This is a genomic window from Euzebyales bacterium (genome assembly GCA_036374135.1).
In the GTDB taxonomy this organism is placed as follows: domain Bacteria; phylum Actinomycetota; class Nitriliruptoria; order Euzebyales; family JAHELV01; genus JAHELV01.
The window spans coordinates 12031-28097 of record DASUUK010000067.1 but is presented as its reverse complement, the minus strand read 5'-3'; the positions used below and the strand labels follow the sequence as shown (position 1 = coordinate 28097).

The following is a 16067-nucleotide window of genomic DNA, read 5'->3' as shown; positions in this document are numbered from 1 at the left end:
GGCATGACTGGCACACGTGCACGCGCCGGTCGCATGGTCGCGTTGCTCTTCGCCTTGAGCCTGCTGTTGACGGCCTGCGACGCCGACGACGTCATGCTGCTCCTGCGTGGTCCGGACCCCGCCGCGCCGGCCGCGGCCACGGCGACCGATGCCGATGACGGGGACGGTTCCTCCGCGTCCGAGGACGCGTCCGCGGACGACGGTGATGGCGCGCCAGCGTCCGACGCGCCGTCGGGTGACAGCGGCGGGAGCGCGCCGCAGGCCACCGCGCAGGACGCGGACACGCCCGCACCAAGGCCGAAGGCGCAGCAGAAGCCCGAGGCGTCCGGCTCCGGTGGCGGCTCGACGACAGGTCAATCGGCGATCGAGCGTGAGATCCTCGATCTGCTCAACGCCGCCCGTGCCAGCGACGGCAAGGCTGCGCTGACCGTGAGTGCCGACGTCTCGCGTGGTGCGCGGTCGTGGTCGTGCGACATGGCCACCAGCGGCAACTTCCGCCACGCCGATCTGCGGTCGGCCGGCGTCAACGGCGAGAACATCGCCTGGGGACAGCGCTCCGCGAGCGAGGTCCACCAGGGATGGATGAACTCGCCCGACCACCGCGACAACCGCATGAGCGACCGCTGGACCGAGTACGGCGTCGGTGTCTGCAGCGACGACAGCGGTCGCCTGTACTTCACCGAGCGGTTCCGCTAGGCCGCGCTCCTGGACGGTTGCGCTCGCAGCCGTCGCGCGCGGCCGAGGCAACGCGGCCGGCGGGCCGGGACGCTTGGACGTCCCGACCCGCCGCTGGTCACCCGCCCGGACTCCGCCATGGCCCCGCGCGCCCCGGCCGCGTTGGGCCTGCGACCACGCCGCGCTGAGTTCGCGGAGCCTGGTTCCACGACGCGGGGGGGCTACGCCGCGCTGAACTGGTCCTCTTCGGTCGAGCCGTGCATGGCCAGCGTCGAGGCGGTGCCGCCGCTGACGGTCTGCGCGATGCGGTCGAAGTAGCTCGCGCCGACCTCGCGCTGGTGGCGCGTCGCCGTATAGCCGTGCTGCTCGAGGTCGAACTCGTGCTGCTGCAGTGCCACGTAGGCCGACATGTGGTCCGTGGCGTAGCCGCGGGCGAGGTCGAACATCGAGGCGTTGAGCGCGTGGAAGCCGGCCAACGTCACGAACTGGAACCGGAAGCCCAACTCGGCGATGTCGCCCTGGAAGGTGGCGATCTCGTCGGCGTCCAGGTGGGCGGACCAGTTGAAGGACGGTGAGCAGTTGTACGCGAGCAGCTTGTCGGGGAACTCGGCGTGGATGGCGTCGGCGAACTTGCGCGCCTCCTCCAGGTTGGGCTTGGCGGTCTCCATCCACAGCAGATCCGCGTAGGGCGCGTAGGCCAGGCCGCGGGCGATGCAGGCGTCGATGCCGTTGCGGACCTCGTAGAAGCCCTCCGGCGACCGGACACCGGTGGTGAACTCGCGGTCGCGCGGGTCGACGTCGCTGGTCAGCAGGGTCGCGGCCTCCGCGTCGGTCCGCGCCAGGAGGAAGGTGGGCACGCCCGCGACGTCGGCGGCCAGTCGCGCGGCCGCCAGTGTGCGCACATGCTGGCTGGTCGGCACGAGCACCTTGCCGCCCATGTGCCCGCACTTCTTCTCGCTGGCGAGCTGGTCCTCGAAGTGCACGCCCGCTGCGCCGGCTTCGATCATGCCCAGCGTGAGCTCGTAGGCGTTGAGCGCGCCGCCGAACCCTGCCTCGCAGTCAGCCACGATCGGGGCCATCCAGTGGCGCTCGTCGCCTCCCTCGAGCGAGGCGATCTGGTCGGCCCGACGCAGCGCCGAGTTGATGCGGCGCACCAGCGTGGGTGCGCTGTTGACCGGATACAGGCTCTGGTCAGGGTAGGTGTTGCCCGACAGGTTGGCGTCCCCTGCCACCTGCCAGCCCGACAGGTAGATCGCCTGCAGGCCGGCCTTGACCATCTGCACGGCCTGGCCGCCGGTCATTGCGCCGAGCGCGCGCACCGGCTCGTCGCCCGCGAGGAGCTCGTGCAGCCGCTCCGCACCGGCCCTGGCCAAACTGTGCTCGACGTGGACCGAACCACGCAGCGCGACGACATCGGTGGCCCCGTAGTCGCGGTGGATGCCGGCCCAGCGCGGGTCCGTCTCCCACTCCGCGCGCAGCGCGTCGGCGTCGCTGGAGTGTGCGATGTCGTCCATGCAGTGCTCCTCGGCTGAGGGGCCACGTGCGAACGCGACCCATGGGTTCATGGCAACCTATAGTGTTGTTGTGTCATGCTTGACATACCAAGCCGGGAGTGGAACAACTATGGCAGATCTTGCGGCTACCGCAGAGTATGTCGGAAGTTCGCAACTCGACCCGCTGGTGTTCGGGCAACGGCTGCGCCACCTGCGTCAGCAGCACGGGTTGACGCTGAGCGAGCTCGGGGACCGGGTCGGCAGGCGGGCGCCGTACCTGTCGCGAGTTGAGAACGGCAAGCGCGAGCCCAACCTGTCGCTGATCGGGGCGCTCGCCGACGCGTTGGACGTCCCGCCCGGTGATCTGCTGGATCCAGCCCCGCCGTCGCGACGCGCCGAGCTCGAGGTCGCGCTGCAGCGGGCCCAGGACGACCCGCTGTACCAGCGGCTGGGCCTCGAACCCTTCCCGATCTCACGCAGGCTGACCGACGACGTCCTGGAGCACGTCGTCGCGCTGTTCTCCGAGCTGCGCCGGGTCAGTTCGGTGCGCGCCCAGACACCCGAGGAGGCGCGCAAGCACAACGCGCAGCTCCGCGCGATGATGCGGGAACGCGACAACTACTTCGCCGACATCGAGGACTCGGCGCGTGCCGCGCTGCTGGCCGTCGACTACGCCGGTGACGGCCACCTGACCGCGCGTGTGATCGACGACCTCGCAGGGCACTTCGGCTTCCGCGTGATCACCGTGCCACGACTTCCGAGCGGGCTGCGGTCGTTGGCTGACCTGCGCAACGGCCGCCTGTTCGTCCACGAGCGGGAACGCGTCGGGACCCTCCTGTCGCGTTCCATCGTCGCCCAGTCCCTCGGGCACTTCGCACTCGGTCACGGCGACCCCGCGAGCTTCGGCGAGTTCCTGCAGCAGCGTGTCGAGGCGAACTACTTCGCCGGGGCGCTGCTGGTGCCCGAGTCGTCCGCCGTGCCGTACCTGCAGCGCGCCCAGGACGCCCACGACCTGTGCATCGAGGACCTGGCCGAGCACTTCTTCGTGTCCTACGAGATGGCCGCCCACCGCTTCACGAACCTGGCGACCCGTCACCTGGACATCGCGACGCACTTCCTGCGGTCCGATGAGGAGGGCGTCATCTGGAAGGCGTACGAGAACAACGGCGTACCGTTCCCGGCCGACCCCGACGGGGCGATCGAGGGGCAGCGGGTGTGCCGCCGGTGGGGCACCCGCCGTGTCTTCGAGTCGGAGCAGCTGCGCACCGTGCGGCACCAGTACACCGACACGCCCGCCGGCACGTTCTGGTGCGTGACCGTCCGCGAGGCCGACCGCCAGCCACAGCACGCCGTCACGGTGGGGGTCGGGTTCGCCGACGCGAAACACTTCCGGGGTCGCGAGACACGTCAGCGCACGACGTCCGGGTGCCCGGAGCAGCCCTGCTGCCGCGAACCTCAGCCCGAGCTCGCCAACCGCTGGGACGGCCACGCCCGCCCGCTGGCCAGCTCGCACAGCCACGTGCTCGCCGCGCTGCCCGTCGGGGCGTTCCCGGGCGTCGACATGCCGGAGGTCTACGAGTTCCTCGACACGGCTCAGCCCTGATCCACCCGGCTGACGCCCACGTCGCGCCGCGTTTCCACCCTGTCCCGCTGAACCCACCGCGACATTCCGCAACCACCCTGCGAAGGGGCAACCAGCGTTGCGCGGCAATCACGAGGTGGTTGTCGAAGTACCTCGTTCGTCCGCGATCGGGCAACCACGTCGACAACCTTCGTGCTCGCTCATCCCGGCGTGTCGGCGTCGAGCCCCAGCGCCCGGTCAGCCGCGAGCCCGGCGATCAAGCCGACCGCCCCGGCCACCGGCATCGCGGGCAGCTGACCGCCGTCGCGGCGACGGAGGCTGACGCTGCCGTCGGCGACCTCACGGTCGCCGATGATCCCGACGAACGGGACACCCTGCTCGTGCGCCGCGCGCACGCGCGCCCCGAGCGAGTGGCGGGCGTCGACCATGCGCGCGCGCAGGCCCGCCCCGGTCGCGCTGTCGACCAGGGACTGCGCGGCGGCGTCGTGGTCGGCGTCGACCGGCGCGACCGCGAGCTGCACCGGCGCGAGCCACACCGGGAAGCGCCCCGCGTACTGCTCGATCAGGTGGGCGACGAGCCGCTCCATGGTCGAGACCAACGCGCGATGGATCACGACGGGGCGTTGCCGGCTGCCGTCCGACGCCTGGAACCACAGGTCGAACGCCTCCGGCTGATGGAAGTCGATCTGCACGGTGGACAGGGTCTCCTCACGACCCTGCGGGTCGACCACCTGGATGTCGACCTTGGGTCCGTAGAAGGCGGCCTCGTCCGCGGCCTCGTCCCACCGGGCGCCGGCCGACGCCAGTGCCGACCGCAGGGCGTCCTCGGCGCGCTCCCACATCTGCGGCGCGTCGACGTAGCTGCCACCGGGTCCGCGCAGCGACAGGCGCAGTCGATGCGGATCGATGCCGAGCACGCCGTACGCGTGGTCGATCAGCTCCAGCATCCGGGCCACCTCGGCACCGACCTGCTCGGCGGCGACGAAGACGTGGGCATCGCTGAGGGTCATCGCCCGCACGCGGCTGAGCCCACCGACCACTCCGGACCGCTCGTAGCGGAACATGGTGCCCAGCTCGGCGTACCGCACCGGCAGCTCGCGGAAGCTGTGGTGGCGCGCGCCGTACATCAGCAGGTGGTGTGGGCAGTTGCTGGGTCGTAGGACGAGCTGCTCCTCGCCGGTGTCCATCGGCGGGAACATGTCGTCGCGGAAATGCTGCCAGTGGCCGGAGCGCTCGAACAGCTCGCGCTTGCCCAGCACAGGGCTGAACACACGCTGGTAGCCGGCGACGCGTTCGAGCTCGACGACGAACCGCTCGAGCTCGAAGCGGATGACGGCGCCGTCGGGCAACCACAGCGGCAGTCCGGCGCCGACCAACTCGTGCGATTCGAACAGATCGAGTTGGCGGCCCAGCCGACGGTGATCGGGTGGATCTGTCGGGCGGACGGGGTCTGCGACGGACATCGGTCTCCTCCTTGTGTGCGGCGGGACCGGTGCCGGACGCAGAAGCGCCCCGGGACCGGTCCCGGGGCGGTGTGCGGTGCGCGAACGCGATTTCAGACCTCCGGGACGGCTCCCGTGGTCGTCGTCAGCGCGCGCAGGTGCTGCATGTGCACATCGTACCCACCACGACGGGCAGTGGGAAGGTGTCCAGGCGCCTCGATCGTCGATCTCGGCGGCGGCCTCGTCCGGGTCGAGCGGCTGCTTGTCGGCGGCGGCCCGGAATGCGGCCGCCAGCTCCAGGATGTGGCCGACCAGCATCCGGACCGTCCAGTCCGAGCATGGCGTCCGACCCTCCATGTCCTCCGACCCCACGCCAGCGGCCACACGGCGCAGCTCGTCCGCCGCCGGCGCGAGGTCGAGGAGTGTGCCGGCACTGCCGTCCGATGTCATCGCCTGATCCTCTCGTCGTCGCGGTGATGCTGACGTCCGGCCGTGCCCGAACTCATCGCCCGGCCGGTGGCCGGCCGACTCCGCGCCGGCCGCTCGGGCGCCGGTGATGCGGCGGCTCGCGGATGTTCACCACGGAGAGGGGGTGATGGAGGGCGGGGGTCTGGGGATACGATCCACGCAGTCACTCAGGGACGGAGCAGCCATGCCGATCGCCACACCAGAGACGTACGCCGAGATGCTCGACCGCGCCAAGGACGGCGCCTTCGCGTACCCCGCCATCAACGTCACGTCGTCGCAGACGCTGAACGCTGCGATCCGCGGCTTCGCCGAAGCGCGCAGCGACGGCATCATCCAGGTGTCCACCGGCGGTGCGCAGTACTTCTCGGGTCCGACGATCAACGACATGACGACCGGTGGCGTGGCGATGGCGACGTTCGCCCACGTCGTCGCCGACCACTACGACGTCACGATCGCGCTGCACACCGACCACTGCCCCAAGGACAAGCTGGACGGGTTCATGCGCCCGCTGGTCAAGATCAGCCAGGACCGCGTCGCCAACGGCGACCTGCCGCTGTTCCAGTCACACATGTGGGACGGGTCGGCCGTGCCGCTGGACGAGAACCTCGAGATCGCGCAGGACCTGCTGGCCGAGTGTGCCAAGGCCAACGTGATCATGGAGATGGAGATCGGCGTCGTCGGCGGCGAGGAGGACGGCGTCGTCGCTGAGATCAACGAGAAGCTCTACACCGCCGACAGCGACTTCGTGCGCACGGCGGAGGTGCTCGGCACCGGCGAGAACGGCCGCTACATCCTGGCGGCCACCTTCGGCAACGTCCACGGCGTGTACAAGCCGGGCAACGTCACGCTGCGGCCGGACATCCTGAAGCGTGGCCAGGACCGGGTCTCCGAAGAGCTGAGCCTCGAGCCCGGCAGCAAGCCGTTCGACCTCGTCTTCCACGGCGGTTCCGGGTCGTCGTTGGATGACATCCGCGAGTCGCTCGACTACGGCGTCGTCAAGATGAACATCGACACCGACACTCAGTACGCGTTCACACGGCCGATCGTCGACCACATGTTCAAGAACTACGACGGCGTGCTGCGCGTCGACGGTGAGGTCGGCGTCAAGAAGACCTACGACCCGCGGACGTGGGGCAAGAAGGCGGAGGAGAACATGGCCGCCCGTGTGGTCGAGGCCTGCGAGGCGCTGCGGTCGTCGGGCACCACGATGGCCGACGCCTGACCGGTCCCCACCGTGCACCCGGCGCAGGTCAACGTCGTGCGTCTGCGGCTGCGTCCCGCGTGAACGACCGCCGGACGCTCATCCACGAACGGGTGGAGCTGGCGCGCGCCGTTCCTGGTCGACATGAGTCGGATCGGTGACGCGCTGCTGGCGGTCACCGACGCCGACGGATCACGACCGCCCCACTCCAGGGATCTCACATGCGGTGGTGGCCACCGGTGAGAGTGATGATCGACGGGCCCACGCGGATCGCGGGCCATCTGGCCGTCCCGTCCGCGGTGGACGACGAGACCGCCGTGCCGGGGATCGTCGTCATCCACGAGGCCTTCGGACTGACCGATGACATCGTCAGGATCGCCGACCGCATGGCGGACCGCGGCTACCTGGCGCTCGCACCCGACCTGTTCTCCTGGGGTCCGACCGTGCGGTGCCTCGTGGCCGCGTTCCGGAGCCTGTGGCGTGGGCATGGTCGCGCGGTCGCTGACGTCGACGCCTGCCGACGCCATCTGCTCGCACGCCCCGACTGCAACGGCCGCGTCGGCGTCGTCGGGTTCTGCCTGGGCGGGGGGTTCGCCCTGCTGGCCGCCCGTCGCGGCTACGACGTCGCCGCGCCGAACTACGGACATCTGCCCCGTGGCCTACCGGGCGCGCTGCGGGACGCGTGCCCGGTCGTCGCCAGCTACGGCGCCGACGACCTCGGCCTGGCCGGTGCCGGCGACCGCCTGGCGGCGGCGCTGCGCCTGGCCGACGTGCCGCACGACGTCAAGACCTACGCGGGGGTCGGACACAGCTTTATGAACCGCCACGACGGCTGGGCTCGGGTCGTGGACCGCGTGCCGGGCGTCGGCTACGACCAGGACACCGCAGCCGACGCCTGGCGTCGGATCGACGCGTTCCTCGACCGCCACCTCCGTGGAGCCGATTGACCGTCCGTGGACTCGATCGAGATCGGGCCGGCCCGTCCGACCGACGCGTTGCAGATCCTCGACCTGCAACGCAGCGCCCATCTGATCGAGGCCGAGCGCTATGACGACCGCGCGCTCCGCCGCTGAGCGAGACGCTCGACGACCTCCACGGGTGCGGCATCGGGCGGCGACTCCTCGTGGCCATCGAGCACGCTGTCGGGCCCGTCGCCCGTTCGAGCTGTTCACCGGCCACCGCAGCACGCGCAACCTGGGTTGTACGAGTGGGCGGGTTACCGACGCACGCTGACGGCGCGGGTGCCGCATGGCTTCGTCGTCTACGCTCCCGCGGTGGAGGTGACGGATGGCGCTCTGGGTGATCATGGTGGTAGCCGTCGCCGGTGGCGCGGCGATATCGCTGCAGGCGCAGACCACCGGCGTCATCAGCGAGCGGGTCGGCACGCTCGAGGCGGTGTTCGTCACCTACGGCCTGGGGGGCGTGCTGAGCGCCCTGCTCGTGCTCGTCGCACGGGGTAGCGACGTCGCGGCCGTGCGCAGCCTTCCCGGCTACGTGTGGCTGTCGGGGGTGTTCGGTCTGGTCATCGTCGGCACGATCGCCTACAGCGTCGGCCGGCTCGGCGTCGTGCGCGGCCTGCTGCTCGTGACGGTCGCCCAGTTCCTCGTCTCTGCGCTGATCGACCAGTTCGGGTGGCTCGGCGCCCGGGTGCAGTCCATGACGGTTGGCAAGGCGGCCGGCATCGTGCTGCTGCTGGTCGGTGGCTGGCTGGTCCTCCGGTAGGCCGCGGCGATCCGATCGCCTAGGCTGCTTCCACCGCTGACAGCCTGCGAGAGCTGGTGATGATCAATGCCGACACGTGACGGCTACGACCCTGGCACCCCGTGCTGGATCGACCTGATGTCCCCCGACGTCGACGCCTCCAAGGCCTTCTACACCGGGTTGTTCGGTTGGGACGGCGAGGACCAGTTCGACGACGAGGGCCGACGCATCTACACGAACTTCCGCCTCGGTGATCGAGACGTCGCCGGCCTCGGTGGGCAGACGCCCGAGATGGAGGGCGCCCCGCCGGTGTGGTCGACCTACATCGCAACCAGCGACGTCGATGAGACGAGCCAGAAGGTCGAGGCCGCCGGCGGGCAGGTGATGATGCCGGCGCTGGACGTGATGGACGCCGGTCGCATGGCGATCTACTCGGATCCCACCGGTGCCGTCGTGTCGGTCTGGGAGGCGGGCGAGCACACCGGCGCGGGCATCTGCAACGAAGCGCGCACCTGGTCGTGGAACGAGCTGATGACCCGTGACGTCGATGCGGCCGCCGCCTTCTACACCGACGTCTTCGGCTGGACGTACCAGGACATGGAGATGCCGTTCGGGATCTACCGGGTGATCCAGGGCGGCGACTTCGGCGGCCTCGGTGGGCTGATGCCCATGCCACCCGGTGTGCCGGAGATGGTTCCCAACCACTGGTCGGTGTTCTTCATGGTCGACGACGCCGACGCCACGATCGCGCGTGCCACCGAGCTCGGTGGCCAGACGGTCCAGGGCCCCGACGACGCGCCGGGCGTCGGGCGCATCGCGACGCTGCACGACCCGATGGGCGGCAGCTTCATGATCCTGCAGCCGGTGGCGTCCGGCTGACACCGAACCCGGTCAGTCCCGCAGGCGGATGCGACAGGCCCGCGGGCGTGCTCCGAATCGACCGCACGGCCCCGCGGGGACGTGTGGTTAGCCTTCCGGCTAATAAGGTGATAGGCTAACTACGATGAACGTGTTCGAGGCACTGGCGCATCCGACGAGACGGCGGATCCTCGAACTGCTGCGCGACCGTGACATGTCCGCCGGCGAGATCGCCGAGCACTTCGACGTGTCGAAGCCGACCTTGTCGGGTCACTTCGACAAGTTGCGGCGTGCTCACCTCGTGCTCGCGGAGCGCGACGGCACATCGATCATCTACTCGCTGAACCTGTCGGTCGTCGAGGACGCGCTGATGGGACTGCTCGGTCGGCTCGGTGCCCGTCGGGTCGACGACCTCGAGGAGCCTGACCATGTCCGCTGACGAACCACCGGTGGTCACCTCGAGGATGGTCGCGATCGGCGGGGCGCTGGTGGCCGGCATGGCGCTCGCGTCGCTGTGGGCCTACGGACAACTGCCCCCTGACGCCGCCGTGCCGATCCACTGGAACGCCGCCGGCGATGTCGACCGCTACGCGGGCCGGTTGGCCGGCCTGTTCACGACGGTCGCGGTCGCGGCCGCCGCGGCCGCGTTGCTCATGGTGATCCCCCACATCGAACCGCGGCGGCGCAACCTGCAACGGTCGGCCGGCGCGTACCGGATGGCGTACTACGCGACACTGGGCCTGCTGGTGGTGGTGCACGCATCGGTCGTGGCCGCGGCGTTGGGTCACGGCGTCGATCCGACACGCGTCATCGCCGCGGGCGCGGGCGTGCTGCTGATCGTCATCGGCAACTGGCTGCCCAAGGTCCGCAGCAACTTCCTGTTCGGTGTGCGCACCCCCTGGACGCTCGCCAGCGACTACACCTGGCGCAGGACGCACCGTGCCGCGGGTCGTGCCATGGTGGTGCTGGGCCTGCTGCTGGTCGTGTCCGCGCTCGTGACGGGTGGTGTGGGCGCACCGGCGCTGGCGATCGCGGCGGCGGTGTTCACCGTCGGCGTCTTCGGCTACAGCTACCTGGTGTGGCGCTCCGCGCCGGACCGCGATCAGGATCGACGTGCGACGGGTTGAGCGCGGCCCGGTCAGGGGTCCAGCCCCCACGCGGTGCGCACCTCGGGATCGTCGTCGACGCGATCAGCCGCGTGCGCGGGAGTACGCGAGAACCGCGGTGCCGCGGCGGGCTGGCGCCCACCGGCGGCCCATGGCACGTGGCTTCCCCGTTGCTGCAGATGCGGGTGTGCGACCGCCTCGTCCAGGCTGAGGACCGGTGCCACGCACGCGTCGGTCCCGGCGAATCGCTCCGCCCAGACGTCCCGTGGGTGCTGCAGGAACGCGGCCGCGATGCACGCGCGCAGTCGTGGCCACTGCGATGTGTCGTCGCGGTCGGGCCAGGCCGAGGTGTCGGCGACGTCGGCCACACCGTCGACGAACGTGGCGTAGAACTGCGGTTCGAGCGCCGCGAGCGCGACGTGGTCGCCGTCCGCGCACAGGTAGGTGTCGTAGAACGGCGCCCCGCCGTCCAGCAGGTTGGCCCCACGGGCATCGGTGTGCATCCCGGCGTTGCGGAAGCTCCACGTCTGCGCGAGCAGCAGGGCCACGCCGTCGACCATGGCCACGTCGAGCACCTGACCCCGACCTGACCGGCAGCGTTCGAGCAGGGCAGCCAGCACGCCCGCGACCAGCAACATGCCCCCGCCGCCGTAGTCGGCCACCAGGTTCAGTGGGATGGCCGGCCGGCCACCGGGCGGGCCAATGAGCGACAGCGCGCCGGAGATCGCGAGATATGTCAGATCGTGGCCGGCGCGGTCCGCGAGCGGGCCGCGCTGCCCCCACCCGGTCATGCGTGCGTAGATCAACCGCGGGTTGCGTCGTGCGCAGACGTCGGGGCCCACGCCGAGGCGTTCCGCGACGCCCGGTCGGAACGGCTCGACCAGCGCGTCGGCGCGGTCGACGAGATCCAGCACCTGTGCGGTTCCGTCGTCGTCACGCAGGTCGATGGTGACCGAGGCGCGACCACGGTTGGTCACCTCGTGACGGGCGGGCAGCAGCGCGGTGCCGCCGCCCGGCCGTTCGACGCGGAGCACGTGCGCACCGAGGTCTGCCAGCAGCATGCAGCCGAATGGCGCGGGCCCCAGCCCCGCCAGCTCCAGCACGCGAATCCCGTCGAGCGGTCCTCTGCCCGACCGGCGCGCCTGCGACGGCGCGTCGGATTCGCTCACAGCCCGAGTCCGCGCCCGATGATCTCCTTCATGATCTCGGTCGTGCCCCCGTAGATCGTCTGCACGCGCGCATCCGCGAAGTCGCGGCTGATCTGGTACTCGCGCATGTAGCCGTACCCGCCGTGCAGCTGCAGGCAGCGGTCCGCCACCCGAACCTGCAGCTCCGTCGCCCACCACTTCGCCTTTGCGGCGTCCTCCGGGGTCAGCTCGCCGTCGACGAGCGCGGCGATGCACGCATCGATGAACGCCCGGGCGAAGGCGATCTCGGTGTCGAGCTCCGCCAGGGTGAAACGGTTGTGCTGGAAGGACCCGATCGGTGCGCCGAACGCCGTGCGCTCCTTGACGTAGTCCAGCGTGCGCTCCAGGACACCCTCGGCCGCCGCAACGGCGCTGACCGCGATCGCCAGCCGCTCCTGGGGCAGGTGCGACACGAGCGCGCCGAACGCGTCGCCCTCCGCACCGAGCCGGTCGGCCACCGGCACGCGTGCGTCGGTGAACGACAGCTCGCTCGTGTCCTGCGCGTGCAGCCCGAGCTTGTGCAGGTTGCGCCCCCGCGAGAACCCCGGCGTCCCGGCGTCGACGACCAGCAGCGTCAGCCCCTTGTGCCGGTCCTCGCCGGTCCGGCACGCGGTGACCACGAGGTCGGCGTGCTGGCCGTTGGAGATGAAGGTCTTCGACCCGTTGACCACGTAGTGGTCGCCGTCACGCTCGGCACGTGTGCTTATCCCCGCCAGGTCGCTGCCGGCGCCCGGCTCGGTCATCGCCACGGCCAGCACGGTGTCGCCGCTCGTCACCCCGGGCAGCCAGCGCGCCTGCTGCTCGTCGTCCGCGAGATCCAGCAGGTAGGGCAGCACCATGTCGTTGATGAGGCTGAACGACAGCCCCACGCTGTTCGCGCCGGCTCGAGCGAACTCCTCGATGACGACCGCGTTGAACCGGAAGTCGTCGCCGCCGGCGCCGCCGTGCGCCTCGGGAACGGCGAACCCGAGCAGCCCGAGCGCGCCGGCCTCGGTGAACAACCGGCGGTCGATCATGCCCTTGGCGTCCATGTCGTCGAAGTGGTCGACGACACGGTCGGCCACGAAGTCGCGCACGACGCCCCGCAGGCTCTCGTGCTCGGGCTCGAAGATCGTCCGGCGCATGCCGCCCTCTCCGGTCGTTCGGACCTCCGGTCAGCGCACACTACGATAGGTCGCGTGCCGGCCGCCCGGAAGCGGCCGGCGCTGGTCGTCCACAACCGGGGCGCAGCGCCGGGGCGCGCGCCGTTAGGTTGTTGGCGACCGCGACGTCTGCCGACACCCACCGGACGACCAAGGACCGCGAAGGTGCACGACATCTCGACCACGCCGAGTTGGTTGGCCGAAGAGGACCTGGCATGGGTCCGAGAGCGGGTGCCGATGGTTGGCATCGACGCGGTCCCCGTGCGACTGGACCACCTCGGGCAGATCGAGAAGGTGGGGCTGCTGCTGCGCGCGCTGCCCGACACGACCGTCAGCCGCGCGATCGTCACGGGACGGATCCTGCGTGGCGAGACCGTGCGGGAGGCGCTGTGGCGCCACCTGACCAAGGACCTCGGACCGGATTGCGATCCGTCGCTGCCGGCATCGATCACCCCGTTCACCGTGATCGAGTACTTCCCCGATCCGCAGCGGAGCGGGTTCCACGACCCGCGCCAGCACACCGTCAGCCTTGCCTATGTCGTGCCTGTCAACGGTGAGTGCCGTCCCGCCAAGGACGCGCTCGACTTCGCGTGGCTGACCGTCAAGGAGGTCACGTCCAGCGCGGTGGTGTCCGAGATGTCGCAGGGCCACGACCGGGTCGTCCGCCACGCCCTGGCGTCCTGCCGCGCGTTGCCGTAGGACCGGTTCAGCGCCCCTCGTGCGCGAGGCGCTCGTAGGCGTCGAGTGACTCGGGGTTGGCCAGCGCGCCCTCGCTGGCGACGTCATCGAGGGACGCGCCGGCGAACAGCCGCTTGACCGGCACCTCGAGCTTCTTGCCCGACAGCGTCCGCGGGACGGCCGGCACCGCATGCAGCTCGTCGGGCACGTGGCGGGGCGACAGCCGCGATCGGATGTGGCTGCGGATCCTGTCGCGCAACTCGGCGTCCAGATGGCGATCCCCGGCCGGCACCACGAACAGCAGCAGGGTGCCCGCTCCACCGGCCCGGTCCTCGAGGTGGACCACGAGCGCGTCGGCCACGTCCGGCAGGTCCTCGACCACGCGGTAGAACTCGCTGGTCCCCATGCGCACGCCCCCGCGGTTCAGCGTCGCATCGGACCGGCCGGTGATCACGCAACTGCCGCGTTCGGTGATCCGGATCCAGTCGCCGTGCCGCCAGACGCCCGGATAGACGTCGAAGTACGCGTCGCGGTACCGCGACCCGTCGTCGTCGCCCCAGAACCCCACCGGCATCGATGGCATGGGAGCGGTGATGACCAGCTCACCGCGCTCGCCGATCACCGGCCGACCGTCGGCGTCGTACGCCTCCACGTGCGCCCCGAGGCAACGGCACGAGATCTCGCCCGCCCAGACCGGTGTGACCGGGGACGCGCCCACGAACGCCGTGCACATGTCGGTCCCCCCCGATACCGACGCGACCTGCACCCCGGCGCCGACGTGCTCCACGCACCAATCGAAGCCCTCGGGCGGCAGCGGTGCGCCGGTGGAGCCGATCTGGCGCAGCCGCGACAGGTCATGGTCCGCGCCCGGCGTCAGCTCCTGCGTCCGGCAGGTCATCAGGTACGGCGCAGACACGCCGAACACGGTGATGCCGGCCTCGTCCGCCAGCCTCCACAACGTGGTGAGGTCCGGATGTGCGGGGTCGCCGTCGAACAGGACCAGCGTCGATCCCATCAACAGCCCCGAGACGAGGAAGTTCCACATCATCCAGCCGGTGGTGGTGAACCAGAAGAACGTGTCGTCGGGACCGAGGTCGTGGTGCAGACCGAGGATCTTGAGGTGCTCGAGGGTGATGCCCCCGTGCCCGTGGACGATCGCCTTGGGGATGCCGGTCGTACCCGAGGAGAACAGGATGTACAGCGGATGATCGAACGTCACCGGCGAGAAGGTCAGCTCTGCCGGCTCGGCCACGAGGGCGTCCCAGCTGACGGCATCCGGGACGTTGGCCGCGCGGTCGAGGTAGCCGAGCACGACGGTGTGCTCGAGCGTCGGCAGCGCGTCACGGATCGCCGCGACCTCCGCGGCGCGGTCGACCGCGCGTTCGCCGTAGCGGTAGCCGTCGACCACGAGCAGCACCTTCGGGGCGATCTGCTCGAGGCGGTCGATCACCGATGTCACGCCGAACTCCGGCGCGCACGACGACCAGATCGCGCCGATGCTCGCCGTCGCCAGGAACGCGACGATCGTCTCGGGGATGTTCGGCAGGTACGCCGCGACACGGTCGCCGTGCCCGACGCCGAGGCGCCGCAGACCGGCTGTGGCACGCGCGACGGCGTCGCGCAGTTCCGCGTACGTCCAGCGCTCCGGATCCCGGGTCTGCGATCGCGCGACGATCGCGGTGTGGTCGCCGTCGGCGTGGCGCAGTGCGTGCTCGGCGTAGTTCAGCGTCGCGCCCGGACACCACGACGTACCCGGCATCTGCTCACCACGACGGATCTGTGACGGCTCGTCGTGGAAGCGCACCGCGAAGTGATCGATGACCGCACGCCAGAACGCGTCGGGGTCGTCGACAGACCACCGCCACAGGGCATCGTAATCGCCCGGCCCGACACCGTGGCGGTCGCCCACGGTGCGGGCGAACGCACCGATCTGCGTCGCCTCCCACGCGTCGTCGGCCGGCGACCACAGCACGTCGGGATCACTCCCGGCCGTCGGCGTCGTCATCGGGTCACTCCTCGCTCAGCCCCAGGTCACGTGCCACGCGCGCGACGTGCCCCTTCGCGCGGACGTTGCGCCACTCGTGCTCGAGTGCTCCGTCCGGTCCCAGCACGAACGTCGAGCGGATCAGCCCCTCGTACTCGCGCCCGTAGTTCTTCTTCGTGCCCCATGCCCCGTAGCGTGATGCGACCTCGTGGTCGGGATCCGACAGCAGCGGGAACGGCAGGTCGTACGTGGACGCGAACTCGGCGTTGTCCGCAGGCGGATCGGGGCTGATGCCGACGATGGCGTAACCGGCCTCGGTGAACACCTCGTAGCGGTCGCGGAAGTCGCACGCCTCGCCGGTGCATCCCGGCGTCATCGCCTTCGGGTAGAAGAAGACGAGGAGGTGCCGCCCGGCGAGGTCACCGCTGGACACGGGGACTCCACGGTGGTCGGCGAGAGTGAAGGACAGGTCGCTCATGGTCGTGCCCGATCGCTGCGACGTCAGGAACCGGCCGGCGGTCGGCCGCGCGCATGGAGCATACGGCCGCCG

General features: G+C 70.5%; 15 protein-coding genes. 9 read left to right on the top strand and 6 right to left on the bottom strand.

The genetic code is table 11. The features are described from left to right. Window positions 1–3: 3 nt before the first annotated feature. Window positions 4–696 carry a CAP domain-containing protein gene (locus VFZ70_11075; protein ID HEX6256338.1) on the top strand — a complete coding sequence of 231 codons (693 nt, stop codon included), beginning with the start codon at window positions 4–6 and terminating at the stop codon, window positions 694–696. 200 nt (window positions 697–896) lie between these two features. Here VFZ70_11075 and aceA read toward each other — a convergent pair whose 3' ends face one another. After that, entirely contained in the window at window positions 897–2189 is a 1293-nt protein-coding gene (gene aceA / locus VFZ70_11070) for an isocitrate lyase (protein HEX6256337.1), read from the bottom strand. Between the two features lie 109 nt (window positions 2190–2298). On the opposite strand from aceA, the gene VFZ70_11065 reads away from it, so the two are divergent. Further along, window positions 2299–3771 carry a helix-turn-helix domain-containing protein gene (locus tag VFZ70_11065; GenBank protein ID HEX6256336.1) on the top strand — a complete coding sequence of 491 codons (1473 nt, stop codon included), beginning with the start codon at window positions 2299–2301 and terminating at the stop codon, window positions 3769–3771. A 179-nt stretch (window positions 3772–3950) separates the two neighbouring features. Here the strand turns inward: VFZ70_11065 and thrS are convergent, their stop codons facing one another. Then, the gene (thrS, locus tag VFZ70_11060) at window positions 3951–5213 is read right to left on the bottom strand and encodes a threonine--tRNA ligase (GenBank protein HEX6256335.1); all 1263 of its coding nucleotides are present in this window, start codon (window positions 5211–5213) and stop codon (window positions 3951–3953) included. Window positions 5214–5844: 631 nt separating this feature from the next. On the opposite strand from thrS, the gene fbaA reads away from it, so the two are divergent. From fbaA to VFZ70_11030, 6 genes are all read left to right on the top strand, one after another. Then, the gene (gene fbaA / locus VFZ70_11055; protein ID HEX6256334.1) at window positions 5845–6882 is read left to right on the top strand and encodes a class II fructose-bisphosphate aldolase; all 1038 of its coding nucleotides are present in this window, start codon (window positions 5845–5847) and stop codon (window positions 6880–6882) included. Between the two features lie 227 nt (window positions 6883–7109). Then, window positions 7110–7808 (top strand): dienelactone hydrolase family protein, encoded by a 699-nt coding sequence (locus VFZ70_11050; protein HEX6256333.1) that lies wholly within the window; start codon window positions 7110–7112, stop codon window positions 7806–7808. A gap of 340 nt (window positions 7809–8148) precedes the next feature. Beyond that, on the top strand, window positions 8149–8583 hold the full coding sequence (locus tag VFZ70_11045; protein ID HEX6256332.1) for a DMT family transporter: 435 nt from the start codon (window positions 8149–8151) through the stop codon (window positions 8581–8583). Between the two features lie 66 nt (window positions 8584–8649). Then, entirely contained in the window at window positions 8650–9441 is a 792-nt protein-coding gene (locus VFZ70_11040) for a VOC family protein (protein ID HEX6256331.1), read from the top strand. 124 nt (window positions 9442–9565) lie between these two features. Then, complete coding sequence (locus VFZ70_11035) at window positions 9566–9859, top strand: autorepressor SdpR family transcription factor (GenBank protein HEX6256330.1); 294 nt, start codon at window positions 9566–9568, stop codon at window positions 9857–9859. After that, window positions 9849–10547, top strand: a complete 699-nt coding sequence (locus tag VFZ70_11030) for an SdpI family protein (protein ID HEX6256329.1) — start codon at window positions 9849–9851, stop codon at window positions 10545–10547. The genes VFZ70_11035 and VFZ70_11030 overlap by 11 nt, the downstream gene beginning before the upstream one ends. A gap of 11 nt (window positions 10548–10558) precedes the next feature. On the opposite strand, the gene VFZ70_11025 is transcribed toward VFZ70_11030, so the two are convergent. Beyond that, on the bottom strand, window positions 10559–11695 hold the full coding sequence (locus tag VFZ70_11025; GenBank protein ID HEX6256328.1) for a CaiB/BaiF CoA-transferase family protein: 1137 nt from the start codon (window positions 11693–11695) through the stop codon (window positions 10559–10561). Further along, entirely contained in the window at window positions 11692–12837 is a 1146-nt protein-coding gene (locus VFZ70_11020) for an acyl-CoA dehydrogenase family protein (protein HEX6256327.1), read from the bottom strand. Before VFZ70_11020 ends, VFZ70_11025 begins: the two co-directional genes overlap by 4 nt. 183 nt (window positions 12838–13020) lie before the next feature. Here VFZ70_11020 and VFZ70_11015 point away from each other — a divergent pair, with 183 nt between their 5' ends. Then, on the top strand, window positions 13021–13554 hold the full coding sequence (locus VFZ70_11015; GenBank protein HEX6256326.1) for a DUF4916 domain-containing protein: 534 nt from the start codon (window positions 13021–13023) through the stop codon (window positions 13552–13554). A gap of 7 nt (window positions 13555–13561) precedes the next feature. Here the strand turns inward: VFZ70_11015 and VFZ70_11010 are convergent, their stop codons facing one another. Together VFZ70_11010 and VFZ70_11005 are read right to left on the bottom strand one after the other, a co-directional pair. Beyond that, window positions 13562–15538, bottom strand: coding sequence for an acetoacetate--CoA ligase (locus VFZ70_11010; GenBank protein HEX6256325.1), 1977 nt, complete (start codon window positions 15536–15538; stop codon window positions 13562–13564). A gap of 4 nt (window positions 15539–15542) precedes the next feature. Next, window positions 15543–15995, bottom strand: a complete 453-nt coding sequence (locus VFZ70_11005) for a peroxiredoxin (protein HEX6256324.1) — start codon at window positions 15993–15995, stop codon at window positions 15543–15545. Window positions 15996–16067 lie beyond the last annotated feature (72 nt).

What these genes read in the sequence shown, in the direction of transcription:
- VFZ70_11075 (HEX6256338.1), top strand. Translation starts at nt 4, where the DNA reads ATGACTGGCACACGTGCACGCGCCGGTCGCATGGTCGCGTTGCTCTTC.
- aceA (HEX6256337.1), bottom strand. Translation starts at nt 2,189, where the DNA reads ATGGACGACATCGCACACTCCAGCGACGCCGACGCGCTGCGCGCGGAG.
- VFZ70_11065 (HEX6256336.1), top strand. Translation starts at nt 2,299, where the DNA reads ATGGCAGATCTTGCGGCTACCGCAGAGTATGTCGGAAGTTCGCAACTC.
- thrS (HEX6256335.1), bottom strand. Translation starts at nt 5,213, where the DNA reads ATGTCCGTCGCAGACCCCGTCCGCCCGACAGATCCACCCGATCACCGT.
- fbaA (HEX6256334.1), top strand. Translation starts at nt 5,845, where the DNA reads ATGCCGATCGCCACACCAGAGACGTACGCCGAGATGCTCGACCGCGCC.
- VFZ70_11050 (HEX6256333.1), top strand. Translation starts at nt 7,110, where the DNA reads ATGATCGACGGGCCCACGCGGATCGCGGGCCATCTGGCCGTCCCGTCC.
- VFZ70_11045 (HEX6256332.1), top strand. Translation starts at nt 8,149, where the DNA reads ATGGCGCTCTGGGTGATCATGGTGGTAGCCGTCGCCGGTGGCGCGGCG.
- VFZ70_11040 (HEX6256331.1), top strand. Translation starts at nt 8,650, where the DNA reads ATGCCGACACGTGACGGCTACGACCCTGGCACCCCGTGCTGGATCGAC.
- VFZ70_11035 (HEX6256330.1), top strand. Translation starts at nt 9,566, where the DNA reads ATGAACGTGTTCGAGGCACTGGCGCATCCGACGAGACGGCGGATCCTC.
- VFZ70_11030 (HEX6256329.1), top strand. Translation starts at nt 9,849, where the DNA reads ATGTCCGCTGACGAACCACCGGTGGTCACCTCGAGGATGGTCGCGATC.
- VFZ70_11020 (HEX6256327.1), bottom strand. Translation starts at nt 12,837, where the DNA reads ATGCGCCGGACGATCTTCGAGCCCGAGCACGAGAGCCTGCGGGGCGTC.
- VFZ70_11010 (HEX6256325.1), bottom strand. Translation starts at nt 15,538, where the DNA reads ATGACGACGCCGACGGCCGGGAGTGATCCCGACGTGCTGTGGTCGCCG.
- VFZ70_11005 (HEX6256324.1), bottom strand. Translation starts at nt 15,995, where the DNA reads ATGAGCGACCTGTCCTTCACTCTCGCCGACCACCGTGGAGTCCCCGTG.